At 61.2% G+C, this 17,870-nt stretch carries 13 protein-coding genes; all 13 read right to left on the bottom strand.

Annotated features, from left to right (window positions below; genetic code table 11):
• Positions 1 to 341: 341 nt before the first annotated feature.
• Complete coding sequence (locus ACX9MN_RS24570) at positions 342 to 3,854, bottom strand: DEAD/DEAH box helicase (protein WP_489725696.1); 3,513 nt, start codon at positions 3,852 to 3,854, stop codon at positions 342 to 344.
• On the bottom strand, positions 3,838 to 4,617 hold the full coding sequence (locus ACX9MN_RS24565) for a Hachiman antiphage defense system protein HamA (protein ID WP_489725695.1): 780 nt from the start codon (positions 4,615 to 4,617) through the stop codon (positions 3,838 to 3,840). Before ACX9MN_RS24565 ends, ACX9MN_RS24570 begins: the two co-directional genes overlap by 17 nt.
• Before the next feature lie 12 nt (positions 4,618 to 4,629).
• Positions 4,630 to 5,472, bottom strand: coding sequence for a restriction endonuclease (locus tag ACX9MN_RS24560; protein ID WP_489725694.1), 843 nt, complete (start codon positions 5,470 to 5,472; stop codon positions 4,630 to 4,632).
• Positions 5,473 to 5,659: 187 nt separating this feature from the next.
• The gene (locus ACX9MN_RS24555; protein WP_489725693.1) at positions 5,660 to 7,021 is read right to left on the bottom strand and encodes a type IV secretory system conjugative DNA transfer family protein; all 1,362 of its coding nucleotides are present in this window, start codon (positions 7,019 to 7,021) and stop codon (positions 5,660 to 5,662) included.
• Entirely contained in the window at positions 7,018 to 7,248 is a 231-nt protein-coding gene (locus ACX9MN_RS24550; RefSeq protein ID WP_489725692.1) for a hypothetical protein, read from the bottom strand. Before ACX9MN_RS24550 ends, ACX9MN_RS24555 begins: the two co-directional genes overlap by 4 nt.
• Positions 7,245 to 7,778, bottom strand: a complete 534-nt coding sequence (locus ACX9MN_RS24545; protein WP_489725691.1) for a hypothetical protein — start codon at positions 7,776 to 7,778, stop codon at positions 7,245 to 7,247. Before ACX9MN_RS24545 ends, ACX9MN_RS24550 begins: the two co-directional genes overlap by 4 nt.
• A gap of 20 nt (positions 7,779 to 7,798) precedes the next feature.
• Positions 7,799 to 9,073: a relaxase/mobilization nuclease domain-containing protein gene (locus ACX9MN_RS24540; RefSeq protein WP_489725690.1), complete on the bottom strand. Its 1,275-nt coding sequence runs from the start codon at positions 9,071 to 9,073 to the stop codon at positions 7,799 to 7,801.
• A complete protein-coding gene (locus tag ACX9MN_RS24535; protein WP_489725689.1) occupies positions 9,070 to 9,414 on the bottom strand; it encodes a hypothetical protein in 345 nt (114 codons plus the stop codon). Before ACX9MN_RS24535 ends, ACX9MN_RS24540 begins: the two co-directional genes overlap by 4 nt.
• A gap of 74 nt (positions 9,415 to 9,488) precedes the next feature.
• Positions 9,489 to 10,352: an IS21-like element helper ATPase IstB gene (istB, locus tag ACX9MN_RS24530; protein ID WP_489725688.1), complete on the bottom strand. Its 864-nt coding sequence runs from the start codon at positions 10,350 to 10,352 to the stop codon at positions 9,489 to 9,491.
• Entirely contained in the window at positions 10,349 to 11,611 is a 1,263-nt protein-coding gene (istA, locus tag ACX9MN_RS24525; RefSeq protein ID WP_489725687.1) for an IS21 family transposase, read from the bottom strand. Before istA ends, istB begins: the two co-directional genes overlap by 4 nt.
• An 867-nt stretch (positions 11,612 to 12,478) precedes the next feature.
• Complete coding sequence (locus ACX9MN_RS24520; protein WP_489725686.1) at positions 12,479 to 13,423, bottom strand: glycoside hydrolase family 16 protein; 945 nt, start codon at positions 13,421 to 13,423, stop codon at positions 12,479 to 12,481.
• Between the two features lie 132 nt (positions 13,424 to 13,555).
• Positions 13,556 to 16,186: an FAD-dependent oxidoreductase gene (locus ACX9MN_RS24515; protein ID WP_489725685.1), complete on the bottom strand. Its 2,631-nt coding sequence runs from the start codon at positions 16,184 to 16,186 to the stop codon at positions 13,556 to 13,558.
• A gap of 552 nt (positions 16,187 to 16,738) precedes the next feature.
• Positions 16,739 to 17,851, bottom strand: coding sequence for a glycosyltransferase (locus ACX9MN_RS24510; RefSeq protein ID WP_489725684.1), 1,113 nt, complete (start codon positions 17,849 to 17,851; stop codon positions 16,739 to 16,741).
• Positions 17,852 to 17,870 lie beyond the last annotated feature (19 nt).

Genomic DNA, 17,870 nt, shown 5'->3' with positions numbered 1-17,870 from the left:
TCGGCATCGAGCCTCATCCCGCCAGCAAAACGTTCGCCGTTTCGATCCGCGCTTAGGGAAGGGCGTTCCAGCCCCTCCCCAAGACCCCACCCAGACCAAGCGCTTCGCCGCTGGACCACGACCAGGGGAGACTTCGTTCTCCCTTGGACCCCATGACCAAAGGCGTGTGCCGCCCTTGGAACCCTGCACCAGGTTGATCGCACCTGGAGGCGACCGAAAGCCTTCCAGTCCCAGGACCGGATCGTTGAGGCTAAGCTGCGAGTGCGCGCTTTGAACTCGGCGCCGATGCGTAGTTGTATGATGCTTCCGGCAATAAGACTTTGACTGGGCGCGCAGTACCACTAGGCAGCCATGAGGTCACTGGGGCCAAGGTAGATAATATCTATCACCTTAGGATCATCGGACACCGCGCATCTAACCAATCCCGACCTATAAGGATTTAGTCTAGCAAGAAGCACGCCAATCACGACACCATCTGCCGATAGGATATATGAATTTTGGTCTCTATCGTAGATTTGCACCGGGGTGCCGGGCTGCGGGGGCCCGCCGTACCAACGCACCGTTTCCTGACTTCTACCTTCTGTCCAAACCCTATTCTCACGCGGAATGAAGCCTTGAAAAAAATCAAGCCACATTGCTCTGCTTTCGGCCGTTGGCCAGTCCGCGCGAGCACTTGCTTCTGCAACTACGTCGGACCTGAGCCACTGCCGCAACTCTTGCATGCTTTGAAATGTTGCTTCGGTGTCGGTGATAGCCTTGATAGCAGCAAGCCGAGAACTGAAACCTGCTTGCATAAGGATCGAAGCAGATTGATTCAACGTTCCTGTTTCGACTGCTGAGACAGCTAAGCCAAGCTCAAAATCGTCGACAGAAAAATCGCCAATTTTATCTCCGTTTGCAATTGCGCGGACCCTTATGGCTTCCATCGCCCAAGGTAGCCGATAAACAAGTCCACCTTCGATAAACTGCAATGTTTCCGTCTCATGACCGGAAGCCATTCCAGCAAGTGACTGCCCAAGCAACCAAGCTCGCAAGATATCTCGCCAGTTTGCTGGATAGGGATCAGGGATGAAGGGATAAAACTGAAATACACTTTCAGCGATGCCAACAATCGACTGAGTCGCGCCTTCGGCATCACCCTGAAGAATCGCCGAGTTTGCCTGAACGAGTAGTGCGTTCGCCTGCTCCGCAATAGCATCAAGTGCGTGCCCTGCCGATAAGCCGACACCAGCGAGGAAATAGCCACGTCGCTGTGCTGCGGTCGAATGACTCCAAATAATGCGGCTCCGCGCGACAAGGCCCGCTTTGAGGACAGTCTGAATTTGCTCTTCCTGACGCAGGAGACGACGATGCCACAAGGAGGATTGCAATATAGTGTCGAGGGCAGCCTCTATTCCATCATCGGGTATATCAGCATCACCGATGAGGCTGAGAACCGCAGTATCAAGGGTGGCTATGTACTTGTTCCAATCAGCCAAAGCTGTTTCACGAACACCAGGATCCTCGTTTGGAAGCTCTGGAAAACTCCACGCTGTCGCATTATTCAAAACGTAATCAGCAAGCTCTTGAAGGCCGACGCCAGCGCTTTTGCCCATTCGAGCTAGCAAGACAGCCACTAACTGAACGAGGCCGCTCTCCATGTTGCGGGCGCCAAGATCGTTTATTAGGCGTTCCCAGTTCTGTCTCTTGTTGACAACATCATCAAACATCGGAAAAAGTACCATTCCCTCGACATCTATATATGCTCGGCCGGCTCGACCAATGACATTCTTAAACTCGGAAGTTTCAATACGTTCGCGCGAACGATGAAGTGAGTGCATGACCACGGTAGTCGCTGACAAATTGAGTCCCTGCGCCAGCGTAGGGGAAGATATTGTGACTTTAAGAACGTTATCTCTGAGTAGGCGCTCAACTTCTTTTCGATACGCGGTCGGCAAGGCTCCATGATGTAGAGCAACACCCAAGCGAAGGCATTTAATTATTGGACTATTGGTGCCAAGCCACTCTTCGCCGAGTGCGATGGCTGTATTTAGTACCGATGGATCTGCCTGTAGAAGGGATCGTAAAGCGCCCCGCTCATGTAGGTCGACGATAACATTTGCGAATGGTTCTACGCTGCGCCGCATAGGGCAGAAAACTAAAACGCTATGCCCGTCTTCAACTAGCCGCCAAGCGGTCGCGAGACACAGCTCGCGCTGGTCCTTGGGAAACAACGTGGTCCGTTTCCGTTTCGGACGAACCCAATTCGGAGGTGCAAAGCCGGTCAGAAAACGTTGTACCCAAGGTCGCTCATCCCCAACTCGCAAATTAAGACGCGCCGAAGTGCCCGACCAAATTACTTCGCCGAAACGCAGACGAGTCGGCCGCCAGTCATGCTTAACCACACCACCGGGCTGGTCCCGACGTAGCCAATTTGAGAAATCGTCGAGCTGGTCTCCGTCAGGCAAGATCGCGGAGAGGCAAACAATACGGCGCTCGTGGGCATCACTACGCCGCAACAATCTCTGTATCTGCACTTCATAGCGAACTTCACGTTCGCTGAGGCCGATCATATGGCCTTCATCGAAAACCAATAACCCCACGTTGTCTAGTAAAGAAGGGTCATTCCGTAAAGCGAAATCAAGTTTTTCGGGAGTTGCGACGACTATGTCACGTTCGCGAATGGCGTTTTCGTCGAAATCGCTGACACCAATGCTTCCATACAGAGCAGATATTGTTTTGCCAAGTGGGCCGAATGTTCTTTGCAGGGTCGTCTCAATTTGCGCAGAGAGTGCCCGCAACGGGGTGACAACGACAACGCGCCGCCCACCAGCGAGGCACCGCAAAACACAAAGTTCAGCAATGCGGGTCTTCCCTGCGCTAGTCGGTAAGGAAACTACAAGATCATCAGATTGATCGACGGCGCGGACCGCCGCATCGATCTGGGACGGCCAGAGGTCTACTTCTGCTTTTGGCCGACGATACATAAGTGCGATGAACAGTTCACGCATTGTTTGCCAGTCGGCAGCTTCGCCGCCGACTGGGTCAGTAGGTATCCGCTCATGGAAAGTGCTTGACCATAAATCTGACAAGAGGTGAGTCGCTATGCGATGTGCCCACCACTGTGGCAGCAAGTTAAATTCTCCGCAAATCGAAAGCCCAGTTTGTAAACGTTCTAGAGATTGATTGAGTAATTGCCGATCTCCTCTCTCGAGAGCAAGAAGGTATAGGGAGATAGACGCCATAAAGGCGTCCGTTAGCGCAGTGTCGAGGCCGTCGAAGAGAAAGTCCCTGCTACGATCTGCATCATCAGTCGCACTTGCCGCTTGCTCAAGACCCGCCTCGATGATGGCTGTCACTCGAGCGTCACTTCCAGCGCCTGAGGCTCGGTAATCGTGGACGAGCGATTGTAATGCGCGGAGGTTTCTACGCATTAACAAGGCAAGAACTCTCTCGGGCGGCGAAAAATTTTCATCGCCCGCGACTATTGAAAGCAATGAATAGGCGCGGGCGGATAAATGAGCTAAGTGATAGCTTGCTGCTGTCATTACAAAATGAAAATCGCGGTCTACCTCCTGGCGATTTCCTTTGGCGATAACAGCCTCAAGTGCTGTCGCGGCTTGTTCAAAAGCTACGCGGGCTTGTGCCGGGTCGCCACCCATTTCCCGCAAGCGAAGACCTAGGCCCAGTAAAGCATAGCCATAAGAATGAAGATCGTAGCTAAGTTGAGGTGCGAAGCTTGGCGCATCGGGCGGAAGCTGACCGTCACGCCAGATAATCGCTCGGGCTTGACCGCGAGCAATGAGACTGCCGCGAAACCCTGCGGTTGCTGCCTCAGCGATATCTGCGGCAATGGCTTCAGGGGTTGTTGGCATTTGCGATCACTCTATCGTAAATGGATCCGATGAAGGATGCGTGAGTTTCGACGTGTAGGCCGACCCCCCACTGATTTATGGTTCCTGGATATGCTTGCAGTGCCGAAGTCAGCAGGCCGTCTGGAGCATTGCCAGAAAAAGTGAAGAGTAGGTGCTGAACGGACTGAATTGGAACTCCATGTTTCAGTAACGCGTCGTCAATTGCATCTGCTAACTCTAATTTATCTAATTCGAGAAGGCGTGCTGATATAAATGATAGTGCATGCGCCGAGGGTAACCCGCCATCTTTATCTAGACCAATTCGAGCCTCATTGAGTACCTGACCGCGCAAGGTCGCTCGGCTTTTAGCTTCTGTCTTGAGAAAGCGAAGCCTTTGACTTTGTTGGTCTAGCATTACACCAATCACATCATCGCCGCGCATGGCCATATTGCGGTGATCTTTCCAACGGAGCCTTTTGACTGGAGCTTGGTATCCGCCACTATGAGCATCAATCCACTCAGTGGCAAATATCTCGCCGAGATCGCCGGACCTAATGGCCTTAGTTGTTGGAAGCTTGTTTTGAATAAGCGTTGCCGCCGCTGGCTTTCCTAATCGAGCTAAAGCACGAGCGAGGTGTTCTTCGGCGGCATAGTGCGCCGGTACTATTGCGGCAGTTGCTTGAATACCGGCGGCTAGGTTCGCAGCTTGGCTTGTCATCACTCGGCGGTAATGAGTTCCTACGCGGCCATCTGCGGAACTGCACCAATCATTGAACTGCACCATGCGACCGTTTGCCTATTTGTTGGGAAAGATGTCGCGGACACGAACGAATGGCGAGCCGGTTTCTGCTGCTCGTCTCACCTTGCATTCCAGGACTTTGATCAAAGATATTTTCCGTTCGAGCATATCATAAAGGTCAAGGCCATCCATGCATATGACTCGTTTTCCTCTTCCGAACGCGAAAAGGCCGTCCTCAGTGAACCCACTATTGCTCACGAATAACCCACGGGTCCAAGCTGATTTCTGTTCAATCTTTCCGTGGAAAGTGTGAAGTTCGCCTGCTCCTGTCGGGCTGGCAATCCACTTGGCTTCGAGCAAATAAGTTTCGCTGCCGAGTTGGAAACTTCCGTCAATTTGTTCTCCTCGAAGACGGAACGGATCGTGTGCCTCCAGTCTAAACAGATTGAACAATTCTTTCAGGAACGTCTCGAAAGCGTAGCCACGCGCCTGCGGCTGCAGGGATGAGAGCGCAAGCAAGTCTTTTTTAATATTTTCAACTTTCCGATGATCAAAGGCTGGGTTCACGGAGCTTTCGGGGCGAGGAGCCGGGCCATTTCCGAGTCTGAGCAGCAAGTTGTTGAAACGTTCTTGTGCTTCCGGTGCAGGGTCGGTGCCCCCGAGCTGGCGAACGCATTCTGTTCTGTGCTCCCATAAGGCAGTAAGTAATTTAATTGCCGTAGCATCATCGCAAATTTGTAAGAAATGCCGAAGCCGTTTACCTTTAGAGCTTCCGCCAACTTGATATCTTTGGTGATTAATCTCAACGCCTATCTCTGAGGCGAAAAACTCTGCAAAGCTTTTATCTGAAAAATCGAGCACGAAGCCGGGGCCCCGGATAAAGCTGACGAGGTCGTCCACTGCGCGGAGGTCTATGGACCGCAACGTGCTAATGATGTCCTCCTGTAGCTCAAAATCGTTGGTTGATATAGATATTTACTATCAATCTATGCTTGAAATGTAAATATCACTCACAGATATTGGCTTGGTATCGAAGCAAACATGGCGATACTCAACCCTTTTGACGGAAAACGAGCAAATATGTATCCTATAATCTTTGGCGAGGGTCTCTCAACAAGCGACCCGCATCCCCGCGCTCCCAAAAATTGGGTAATTGCACTCGAAAAAACCCCCAGTCCCGTATGTCTAGTAATGCACCGTCGTCGCCGACCGCTTTCCTCACGTCCTCTACCTGTAGCAGCGGTCGCGCCTGCTCGACTAGGTTGTCTCCGGACCCATTCACCTGATTGTTGTTGACACTGAAACCCTGCACCATGACGGAGGTTTTGCCGGAGCGGTGCTCAATCTCTCTGAGCGTGTCGCCGTCTGGCAGGCCCCGATAAAGGGTGTGTGCCACAGCCTTCTTCCAGATTCGGGCGGTCTCACGCCCATAGCGCGTTTCAATCTGTGCAGCAGCGTTCTGGAACACGCCGAGGAAGTTGATGCCGCCCTGGCGGTAGAGGGTCAGTACCTCATAGAAATTCGAGACGTAGAGCTGCCCCCATTCTTCGCCGACCACGAGCGCCCGCAGCGGGCCTTGCGCATCAGCGAACCGTTCAATCACGGCTGCCGTCATCGCGCCCACGAAGGTGCGGCTGGTCTCGGATCTTGCTGAGCCGATCAGGAAGATGGCGGTGCGCTCGCGCTTCATGTCGGCGGGATCGAATGAGTTTCGGCTCGTGAGTTTGCGAGCCGCCATGCCCGGCTGGAAGCCTTGGAGCCGCTCGACGATCAGCGATGCGTAAGCGTTCCACTGGTCGGGCGAGGCGGTGAGACCAGCTACGAGGCGGCACATACCGGCTTCGTCCTGCATGCGGCGGTCCGCTGCCCATAGGAGCAGATCGTCGGCGATCTCGTCTCGTGGACGCCCCCAAAAATCCCACAGGCCACCGGGCGAGCAGGACCAGCGCTCGGACGGATAGAGGGCGGTGATCTTATTGTAGAGCGTGAAGAAGCTCCGGACTCCCTGGCTCACCCAACGGTTTTTCGAGTCCGGGTCTTGCGGCAACAGGAAGCTCGCAGCGTCATAGGCTGCTTCACCAACGATGCCGCGCAGGGCAGGGTTGGCTGCCGTTTCCAGGAGTCGCGTGTTGATGTTGTAGCTCTCGGATGGGTAGCCGTGGTGGTTGCCTGCGTTGATGAAGAGGACGCGATAGCCCTGGCGCTTGAGTGTCACCCACGACACCCAGGCCAGCTCACCATCCTTCGGATCGGTGATGATTTTGGTGAGATGGTCGGTACGGGGCGAGACGAGGTTCACGCCCAGAAAACGGGTGAGCTTGCCCTTTCCGGCCTGGGCATCAATCGCCACCGGCTCGGTCCCGTCATAGACGAGCGGATAGCCGTTGATGAAGCCGAGTTCGATGCCCCGGCGGATATTTCGGTAGGTGCGAATGGCCGGGACGCTCATAGCAGCCCCGACCGGATCAGCGCTTCGATGTCGTTGAGTTTTGCGTTCCCGAGCTGGCCGCTCGGGTTCGCATCGAGCATCTGACGAGCGCGGGCGGCCGCAACGGCCTCCGCCCGCGCTCGTGCGATGCGCGCTTGCTCTGCATCCTCCCAGGCGAGCCGCTGGGCCGCCTGGGATTCGAGGCTGAATAGGAACTGATGAATCTCGACGAGATTGCGCAGGCTCATTTGCGCAGCTCCTCTTCATCGTCCCAGGTTGCGAAGCGAAACGGCTCGCGCTCAGTCTGGCGCTTGTGTTCGGCGTACTCGGAAGGAAGGGGCTCGATGGTATGAGTTTGGCGGACCGGCTGCGGAGGGAGAAGCGCCTGCATCGCAGCTTCCGACTGAGCTGCTTCGGCCTTCGCCTTCTCCAGGTGATAGGTGACGACCACCGACCCCAAGGCGTATCCGCCAATCGGCAGGTAGATCACCCAATCGGCCCTGATCGGCACGCCGAACAGGCCTGACGCGAAGAAGGCGAACGAAGGGACAAGACAAGCCCCGATCAATCCGCGCCGGACGAACGCGCGGGCATCCTCGGGCGTGAGCGTTTCACCGCAGAATTGAATCGGCTTGTTCCAGGCGGTGAAGCACACGACCGTCAGAACAAATGAGGCGAAGGCCAGGAGCGCAAATACAAAAGCACCCGCAATCATCGCGCCGGTAACGACCACGGCAATGGCCATCGCTGCCCCGCTATTGTCATTGTTGTTCGCCATGAACGCCTCCTATTAAGGAGCTATCGCTCCAGGCCCAGCCCGATGGACATCTCGCGCTTGCGGGCTGGCCCAGGATCAAGACCGCGCGAGAATTTGAAGAAGCGTCCAAGCTCTCGCCGCAATTCCAACAGCTCTTCAGCTTGGCGCTTGCGTAAGGATTTGAATTCGCCCTGGAGGCGGGCGCGTTCTTCACGCTGCCGATCAATTAGCTGCTGACGCTCTTGTGCCTGCCGCTCGCGGCTTGCTATCGCTTCGGCTTCATTCTGCGAGCGGACTTTTTGATATTGGCCGGTGATCCGGTGCCACAGGCCGCGCAGGCCTTTGGGCAATCTCGCCGCTCGCGCCTTCGTCTCGTTGTCCCAGGTGCGTGTCTGATCCTGGTCGAGCTTCGTGCGCCCATCGCGGTGGCGATGGGTCATCTCCATCTTGGCGTGAGCGAGAGTGGCGGCGGATTTTTGGAACTTGATTCGCGACTCCGCGACGTGCCGCTTGATCGCCGGTGTCATCCGCTCGGCCAGCGCCTTGCGGGACGCCTCGACGGAGGGAAGCGCATCGCCATCCCCGAGCCGCGCCTTCATATCCTTGGTTTTGAGACCGAGGACGCGCGGGAGCGAATGCACTTCGCCGTCATGGTCGATGATGACGTGGCCGCGACGGTCGCCGCGCGCGAGGAAACAACCATGCTCTTCCAGTGCGCGGGAGAAGGCCGCGCCGCTGTCGGAGGCTTGCCAGCAGGATTGAACGGCGGCTTTCAGCCAGCGCGGGTCTTGCCCCTGGCGCTTGGCCTGCTGCCATTCGGCCAAGGTGAAGTTGCGCGGATCGCGCATTCCCTCGCGCGCGATACCGCGCGGCATGTCCCAGCCATGTTCGAGGTACAGATCGCGCGAGAGGCCGACGAGCTTCTTTTTGAAGAAGGACATCGGCCGGGCCGTCATGGTGGCCGCGTCGATGCGGCTCCAAACAGCATGGGCGTGGCGGCGGCCCTCCTTCTCGTGAAAGACAATCGCGCGCGGCTGCCCATTCAATCCGAGACGGCGTTCCGCGTCGTCAATCGCCTTCTCGAACTCGGCCTCAGTGACGGCCGCGTTTTCCGGCGGGTTCAGTGACAGCGAGAAAAGATACTGGCGGCACTTCGTCCCGCGCGAGACCGCCTCGGCTTCCTTGAATGCGCCGCGCAGATTGTCGGATGCGAACTCGCGCAGTTCGTGGACGCGCACATGCTCGTTGTCGTCCATCCGCATGAGGTGGACGGCCAAGTCCTGACCGCCCCCGCGCTGCGAGCCCTTCAAGATCATGGCTGCGCCTCCGGCTTCAGGCCGAGCGCGACCAGCAGCAGGCGGCGAATCTCGTGGAGGTCGGCAAGAGCCTGGACCAGGGCGGCTTCGGTGTCTTCCGTCGCGGGGAGCGAGCCGGTATTTGCCGCATGGGCGAGCTGGTTGAGGTTGCTGAAAACCCGCGAGCGGCCGAGCAGGGCGATAAGCTGGGCCAGCACCTTCCGGTCGGCAATCGAGATGCCGCTCTTTCGAACCCTGGCCGGGACCGGCTCGCCCAGAACCTTGGCGCGGATGTAGGTGCCGAGCGGAGCGCCCGCGGCCTCACAAGCCAGGCGGGCGCGCTCGGCCTCCGAAAGCCGCAAGCTGAAGGGTGCCTGTCAACGCCGAGTGCAGCGTCCTCAGATCCGCCGAAGGAAAAATCCTCACTTCAGCTTGATCAGCTGGGGCCAACCTCAGGATCGCGTCGCAGGGGCGGTCGACCTCGTCGCTTCGGGGCCGGTGGCGGTGTGATGAGCGCCTTCGAGCGCACGTGCTCAGGCACCAGATCAGCATGCTGACGCAGCCGGTAGCTCGCCCCTTCGATCTGCACCACGACAGCATGATGCAGCAGACGGTCGAGGAGCGCAGTGGCCACGACGGGATCGCCGAACACCTCGCCCCATTCGGCAAAGCCGCGGTTCGAGGTCAGGATCATGGCGCCGCGCTCGTAGCGTGCGTTGACGAGCTGGAAGAACAGGTTGCCCCCGCCAGGCACCACGGGCAGGTACCCTATCTCGTCCACGATCAGCAGGGCGAAGGCCGAGAGGAAGCGGATGCGCTCGCGCAACGTCCCCTCCCGCTCCGCCTTGGCCAGCGAGGCGATGATGTCGGCCAACGTCGCAAAGTAGACGCTGCGCCCCGCCTTGATCGCCTCCACACCCAACGCCACAGCCAAGTGGCTCTTTCCTGTGCCGGGTGGCCCCAGCAGGTGCACCGCCTCGCGGCGGTCGAGGAAGTCCAAACCCGCCAGCGCCAGGATGCGGTTGCGGTCGAGCGAGGGTTGGAAGGCGAAGTCGAAGCCGGCGAGCGTCTTCACGCTCGTGATGCGCGCGGTCATCAGCGCCATCTTCACCCGCCGGTTCTGGCGCAGCGTCAGCTCCTCGGACAGCAATACGTCGATGGCGTCGACCGCACCGATCTGTCCCTGCTCGATCCGGCGCAGGGTCTGGTCGAGAACTTCGAGCGCCCGGGCCATCTTCAGCCCGACGAGGTTGCGCCGGATCCGCTCCAGCGTCGAGGCGGGATCGAGCCCGTCCGTCATGGCTGGCCTCCCGCGGCGAGGCGGCGACCGACCGCCGCGTAGATCTCCAGTGAACGCCGCGCGACCTGCTCTCCGGCGCGGCCGATGATGAGGCTGCCCTCACGTGCCGGCCCCTGCGCACGCGGAGGAAGGCCCGACCCGCGACGGTGACCCGAGGCGACCTGGGTGCGCCGACGGCCCTCGATCACGGGGTGCACGGCGACCAAGCGCCCGGCATCGAAGATCTGGATCTCCTCGGCGAACTGGTGGACCTCGACGAGACGGCGCGTCCGGTCCGGCACGCTGTAGAAGTTGCCGCCCACGCTCACGAGACCCTCGTGCGTGACGCGCCGCTCCAGACGCAGCACCGCCCGGAACGGCACGAGCGGGAGCGGCTGCAGGCTAGGCCGCTCCTCGGCAAAGGCTTCCGCGACGACGCGCTGCGTGGTGCCATGCAGGCGCACGTTGGCGACCGTGGCGAGCCAGCCGCCGAGCTGGGCGTTCAGATCCTCGAGATCGCGGAAGCGACGGGCGAGGAAGAAGTCCTCGCGCACGTAGCGGAACGGCCGCTCCACCTTTCCTTTGGTCTTGGCCCGGTAGGGCCGGCAGGCGCGCGGCAGGAAGCCATAGTGGGCGGCCAGCGCCACGAGCGAGCGGTTGTAGACGATGTGGCCGTCCTCGCTCTCGCCGGTCACCGCGGTCTTCATGCGGTCGTAGAGGATCTCGCCGGGCACGCCGCCCAAGGCCGCGAAGGCGGCGATGTGGCAGCGCAGGACCGTCTGCAGGTCCTGGTGCAGGACGAAGCGTGCCCAGATGTGGCGAGAGTGGCCCAGCACCATCGAGAACAGCCAGACGATGCGGGTCACACCCGGCTCGTCGGCAAACGTGACCTCGAAGCGGGCGAAGTCGACCTGAGCTTGCTGGCCGGGCGGGGTCTCGAAGCGGACCTCGAAGGGAGCGGGTAGCGCCGGTCGAACGGTGCGCAGGTAATCGGTCACCGCGGTGTAGCCGCCCGTGTAGCCGCGCTCCCTGATCTCCCGCCACAGCCGGGAGCCAGTCAGCGCGGGATAGGCGGCGACGCGTTCGCGCAGATAGGCGATGAAGGGATCGAGCTGATGCTCGCGAGGTGGGCGCGGCTTGTAGGCGGGTGGCTCGAGGCCGCGGGCGATGTACTTGCGGACCGTCTTGCGGTCGAGGTTGAGCTGCCGGGCGATGGCAGTGACGGACAGGCCCTGGCGGTGCAGGTCCAGGATCATGACGAGTTCCCCGAGCTGGACCATCGCCAATGCTCCTCGTGCGCTCACGAGGGTTGATCATCGGCGAGGTGACGACGCCCGGCTGCCCGGATCTGCGCGCCCGCCTCAGCGGAGGCACGCGTAACTGGGGATTATTCAGTCGGCGCCTCCGCCCATCATTCATCCGGCGTCGACAGCTGCCGGTGCCTTGGCCTTTCTGCTTCGGCGGGTTTTAGCGTGAGGCGGGGCTGCCGCTTCGTCCTGGAAGTTGCTGCCTAAGGACACGGCGGCACCTGCAAGTCATGGGACTTGCGGTGCTCTAGGAAAGCGTTCCACTGAGCCAGCGTGTCGAACAATTCGTTCGAAACGTCGGCGGGCGGGCGCGCCATTCAAATCACGTGCTTAGCGGATGCCGGGGCAATGCCCTTCCCGCTGACGACTATCGGACGACCAACCCACGAAGTCTCTGAACTCGCGACGAGAGCGTGTTTGGTCCCGGCTTTTGGTGGAGCGGGTCGAGCCTGAAGTGCTCTGATTCTGCGGCCCAGGCTTTGCTGATAGCCTCGTAGCTCGACCGACAGCACGGTCGAATGCCGCTCCTTCGGCCCAGTACGCTGATCGAGGACGGACGTGCGCGTCTTCCACTTCGCCACGGCTTTCAGGTCGATGCCGTAGCGCTCGGCCAGCGTTCGATCAGGCGCAGCTTCAGCACGACCTGCTCCCCGCTCGTCTTCTGACCGCGCCGCATGTCCGACGCCTTCGGCCCCAACTGACCCTCTCAATCAGCCCGGTCCAAAGCCAGCCGGTCAGGTCAGATTCGGAGCGACGCGCTTGGTGTGCCGTCCGCGATGAGAACAGGTCGCGGGCGCGAGCCTCGCCGCCCTCACGGATTCGTCGGCGCGGCGTCCGAGGCTACGCGTACACGCGAAAGTAATCGACGCACATATGGGTGAGCTTCTGCGCTTCGGTCAGTTGAGGGGCCGGAACATCCGTCCGCAACGCCAATGTGAGGAGCGGCCAGAAGACGTCGCCGGCTTGTTCCATCTCCGACGCGCGGGTGAGTGTCCAGATATTGAGCTGGTTCGTTTTAGGATTGATGATTGGCTTGCGCTCGAAATAAGGAATGCATTGACCGTCCTGAATCAGCACGCCGTACCGGCAGTACTGTTCGGTCATGTCGACGGGCGTGGGAACGCCGGTGCCTTCGTTGTGCTCGCCGGGCTGCCCCCATTCGTGCAGGTACGCGCCGTAGAGCTTCGGCTCGAAACCCTTATGCTCGACGATATCGACCTCTATGCTCCGTTTGGCATTGGTGATGCCATCCCGGTTGAGAAGCCAGAACGCCGGCCACGTGAGCGGATGCCGCGGAAATCTCATCCGCGCTTCGAGATAGCCTTGGCGCCAGCCGACCGATACGACACCGCTGCGGCTGCCGGTCTGCAAATTTCCGGAAATCCACTGATAGTCGGATGTGTTGTTTCCATAGTAATTCACGACGCTCATCTTGCGTCCGATGTATTTCGCGGAAATCTGGAGGGCCGTGCCGCCCGTGGCCTCCGCATCCGCGACGATCTCGTAGGGTTTGAAGCCTTCCGCCCCGGCAAGGGGAGCGAAGGCGGAACGGCCGTAGAAACCGGACGGCCCTGTCGTGGCCTTCGGTCCGCCATTCCAGATCCGTCCGTTGATCTCCGCGAAGGGCTCATCGAAGACGAGCGTGCGGCCCTGCGTCGGATCCACGGAGGCGTCGATCGCCGCGCTCGAGCGGCTGGTCGGCAGCAGGGACGCGGCCGCGCAGATCGGTAGATCCCGGAAGCACGATTTCAGCAGATCGCGGCGTACCCAGCGAGGTTTCGTCATGGCTCAGGCTCCGAGTTCCGGCGTGGCAAGTGAGAGAGAACTTCGCGGCACGAACCTCCCTTTCGCGGCGACGCCATGAGCTGGGACGTGCCGGTGCCCGGCGGCGCGCCGCTGTGGTGAGGCTGACGGCTTTCAGGACCGGTTTCGCTCCCGTGTTTCCGCTCGCAGGATGTCCAGCGCCATGGCGCGGGCCCTGGCCATTCCGTAGCGGTGTCGATACCCGGCCTGCCGCAGACGATCGTTGGGGAACCGCATCCTCCAGAGAGGATTGCGCAAGGGCAGCGTCCGGTTGCGCAGGAAATCGTGGAGCCAGTCGACGAGGGCCGGCATCGGGATGACCCGGAAGCGGGGATCGCGGCTTATCGCGAACGCCCGCCGCATGAAGTCGCCGATCCGCGCATCGCGCGCCTCGTGATCGGAGAGATTGAAGACCTGGACCTCGCCCGCCGGCCAAGCCCCGGTCAGGGACCGCGTCATCGTCCAGATCGCCGCGTCCGTGACGTCCCGGACGTAGACGTGATGGGAGGGCCGATGCGCTGCGAAGAGGCGCTTCGAGAGGCTCCAGTCGCGCAAGCCGATGAGATTATGGAGATCGACGACCACCGTCGGGCGCAGGATCACGTAGGGAAGGGTCGAGGCGATCCGCCTGATGGCCTCTTCGCCGGCGAGCTTCGTTCGACCGTAGGCGCGAACGTAGTCCAGGGCCCAGTATTCGGATTTGACGTCGACGCTGCTGGTGAGAACCGGCGCCGTCTCCGTCATGGTGCGCGCGCGGCCGCTGCCATACACGGAGACGGTGCTCATGTAGCAGAAGGCCCGGACGCCGTCCCGCTCGGCGGCTTCGGCCAGTCGCCGCGTCGCCTCGACATTGATGGCCTGCATCCGATCCTGCTTCCCGAGCTCGGCGGCGAGATGCATGACGGCCGCGCAGCCGTGGATGAGGCCGGCGTAATCCTGATCCGCCGTGAAGTCGAAGGTCCGCCACTCGACCCGACCCGTGCGCGGCTGCGCCTCGGTCAGGGGCTGGGACGTGACGGCCCTGACCGCGTAGCCGCGTTCCTGCAAGTCCTCCACCAGGATGCGGCCGATCCGCCCCGTTGCCCCCGTCACGAGGACGCGGAGATCGCCCGGGACGGGCGGAGACGTTCGGAGGTCGGAGACCACGGTGTCGCGCTGCTCCCGGACCTTCAGCAGGTCGGCGAGGCGGATCGCCAGAGCGACGATCATCTGCGTGGGATTGCAGTGGCCTCCTGTCGGGAACACCGAACTTCCCGTGACGAACAGGCCGTCGATCCCGTGAACCTGGCCGCGCGCATCGACGACGCCCCTGGTGGCATCGTCGGACATGCGGGTGGTGCCGGTCGGGTGGGCGACATCGACGAAGCTGAGCGGGATCGGCGCCTCTTCGCGCACCCAGTCTGCCAGCTCCGGCACGGGCAGGCCCAGGCGGGCGAACTCGGAGACGACGAGCCGCGCCGTCTCGCGCATCGTGCGGCCTTCATCTTCGTGACTGCGCCAGTCGATCAGGGGCAGCCGGCTGCCCAGGTGATCCCGCTGATCGGAGAGCATGACCCGGCTCTCGGGATCCGGCCGCTGCTCGACCATGCATTCGAGGCTCAGCTCGGACAGCTTCCGCGGAAAGCCGTTGCGCGCGATGAAATGGTCCCGGCAGCCGCGCAGGAGCAGCGGCAGGTTCGACGTCAGCGTCAGGATGTCCTTCGCCCGCGGCTTGCCGACCAGGATCCTCCGGATCGCGTCGCCCGGGTCGTCGGGGGCGAGCGTCTCCCCGAGCCAGACCGCGCTGTTCAGGAGCTGACGGCTTCGCTGGACGTCCGGGCTCAGGCGGAGCCCGCCCCGGAACAGCCGATCCTCGATGGTGTAGCGGCCGAACCGCCGCTGCAGCGCGCGCGATCGGTGAGGGTCGAAATGCGCGACCGGCCCGCGCAGGTGATCCATCAGGTAGCGACCCACGCGGTCGAACCTGTTGCCGAGGCCGCCCGGGACCTGATGATCGGAGGCGAGGAGGAGCCGCGCATTCTCGATCCCGCCGGCACACAGGACGACATGGCGGGCCGGCAGCTTGACGATCGCGCCGTCGGGCGCCGCGACTTGGACGCCCTGTACCCTGTCGCCCGTCCCGTTCACGTCGATCGCGACGACGGTCGCGCCGCTGATCAACGTGACGTTCGGGCCCAACTTCTCGTCCAGTTTCCGCCCGAAGCGCGTGTACTCGAACGGATAGGATTCGGCGTCGTCGCGGCTGAACTGCCAGAAGAAGGGCAGGAGCATCCGAGGATCCGGCTCGGACCAGGCCGGCTGCGAACCGAACAGGTCCCAGAAGCGCGCGTCGCTGAAATGGTTGCCGTAGGCGAGCCCGAGATACTTGGCCGTCCGCTCGAGATAAGGATCGAGTGCGTCGCGCTGGAACGGCCACCCACTCTCCGGGACCCAGGCACGCTGCTCGAAGTCGATCGTATCGAAAGGGGCGCACCGGCCGCCCCACGTGTGCGAGCTACCACCCACGATCCGGTTCCGGACGGCCCACTGGGTCGCGCGCGGCCGGCCGACATTCACGATGGCGTCCAGCGCGTCCGCGCTCTCCATCCGGTCGAGGCCGCCGCTCTCCAGCAGCACGACCCTCAGGCCGCCGCCGGACAGCTCGCGCGCCAAGGTGCTCCCGGCCGGGCCCGTCCCGACAATGCAGACATCGCAAGCCGCATCCAGAAGACCCTCGATTTCACGTGCGGCACGCAGTTGGATCACGGTGGGCGGCTCCCGGGCTCATTCCATCGAGACTACCGTCGCGCACTTATTGCTGAAGCGCGGACGTGGACGATCGACGCGTTGAGGAGGCATGAATATGCTCAGTGTCCACTTGCCATGACGCCGGATCGTCAGTGATTCTTCGGGCACGACGCGGATATGGACCAGCGATAGATCCGTCGACGAGCGGGCGCGACGGTTGCGCGCGGTCGTGAGGACGGCGATCCATGACGCTCCGCGGCGCGGTCCGGACGTTGTCGGCCGGTGGTGCGGCTCTCCCGTGCGACGCGCGCCTATCGCTCCGTACCGGCCGGCCGGCGCATCGCGGCTGCGAACCCTGACGCGCTCGGCGGGCCGCCGCGTCGATGCTGCTTCCGCGGCGCCCGCGACGACTTAGAGCCGTGCCCGATCGCGTTGCAATCGGGCACGGCTCTAGACCTTTGTCTTGACGCGCTCTCTTACGCCGAACCGGTATCCACTTCGGCGGAGAGCGCTCTAGGGTCGAGGTGGAGGATGGGCCGGGCCGCTGCGCGACCGGGGGCTGGCCGAGGTTCAGCATGCCGATTGCCGGATCGCGTCGGCGTGAATGTGCACGATCCTCTCGGCACTGTACTGGTCGATGTGATGCTTCCTGAATTCCGAAAACGATCTCTCCAGGATTATATTGTCACAGTAATACTCCATGGATTCTATGAGCGCCTCCTCGTCGTCGGGTGGGATCAGGCGCCCGAGACGTCGGTCGACCAGGATGTCGCTGGGGCCGAATTCGCAGTCGGTGGATATGACGGGCAGTCCGCACCGGAGGGCTTCGCAGATCGCCAGCGACCAGCCCTCCCATCGAGACGTCGCGACGAAGACATCACTCGCGAAGAGCGCCCGTTGCGGGTTGTCCGGGTAGTGGACGAGCCGGACGACCTCGGACAGGCCGAGCGCCTGAATCTGGTCCGCCAGCGCCGCTTTGTCGGATCCGTGGCCGACCAAGTTGAGCCGCACGTTCCTGCGCCGCTCGTACAATCGCGCGAACGCGCGCACCAGAAGGTCCTGACCCTTCTGGAAGGCGTAGCGTCCGACATTCACGAAGGTGATGACGGCGGGGTCGGGCCGGATGTCGGCGTCCGACGCTTCGAAGTGCCTGACCGGGTTGGGAACCCAGTACATTGGCCGTCTGCAGTTGAAATCGGCCTCGAACGCCCGGAGCTGCCGCGGCGACGTGCCGAAAACGGAAGCGATCCGCGGGAGGATGTAATGCTTCAGGAGGAAGAACTTGACCTTCGATTTCAGGCTGGCGGATTCGCGCCGCGGGTTGCCGTGCAGGTGCATCGTGATCCGCTGCGGGATGCCCAACCGGGCGAGCCAGAAGATGACGGTCGGCTCGATCTGCGGGACGATGACCAGATCGTAGCGGCCTCCCTTGCTGACATCCCTGAAGATCCGCAGGAGGTGCAGGCGCGATGTGACCGGCCGGAAGACGCTTCTGTAAGGCCGCGGTTCCGCCGGGTAGTTCGCGTGCTGCGTGACTCGCAGCACGTCGACGGCGAACTCGGTGCCGCACTTCTGCGCGAGTTCCCCGCCGATCGTGTCGACCACTCGCTCGATGCCGGCGAAGACGGAAGACCCCGGCTGTAGATAGAGGATCTGGACCTTCTCACGATCTCCGGCCGCCATCCCAACCAACTCCTTCCGT

Source organism: Methylobacterium sp. 1A (genome assembly GCF_058072805.1).
Note: the sequence above shows the minus strand (reverse complement) of the source record. Positions and strands in the feature narration are given on the sequence as shown.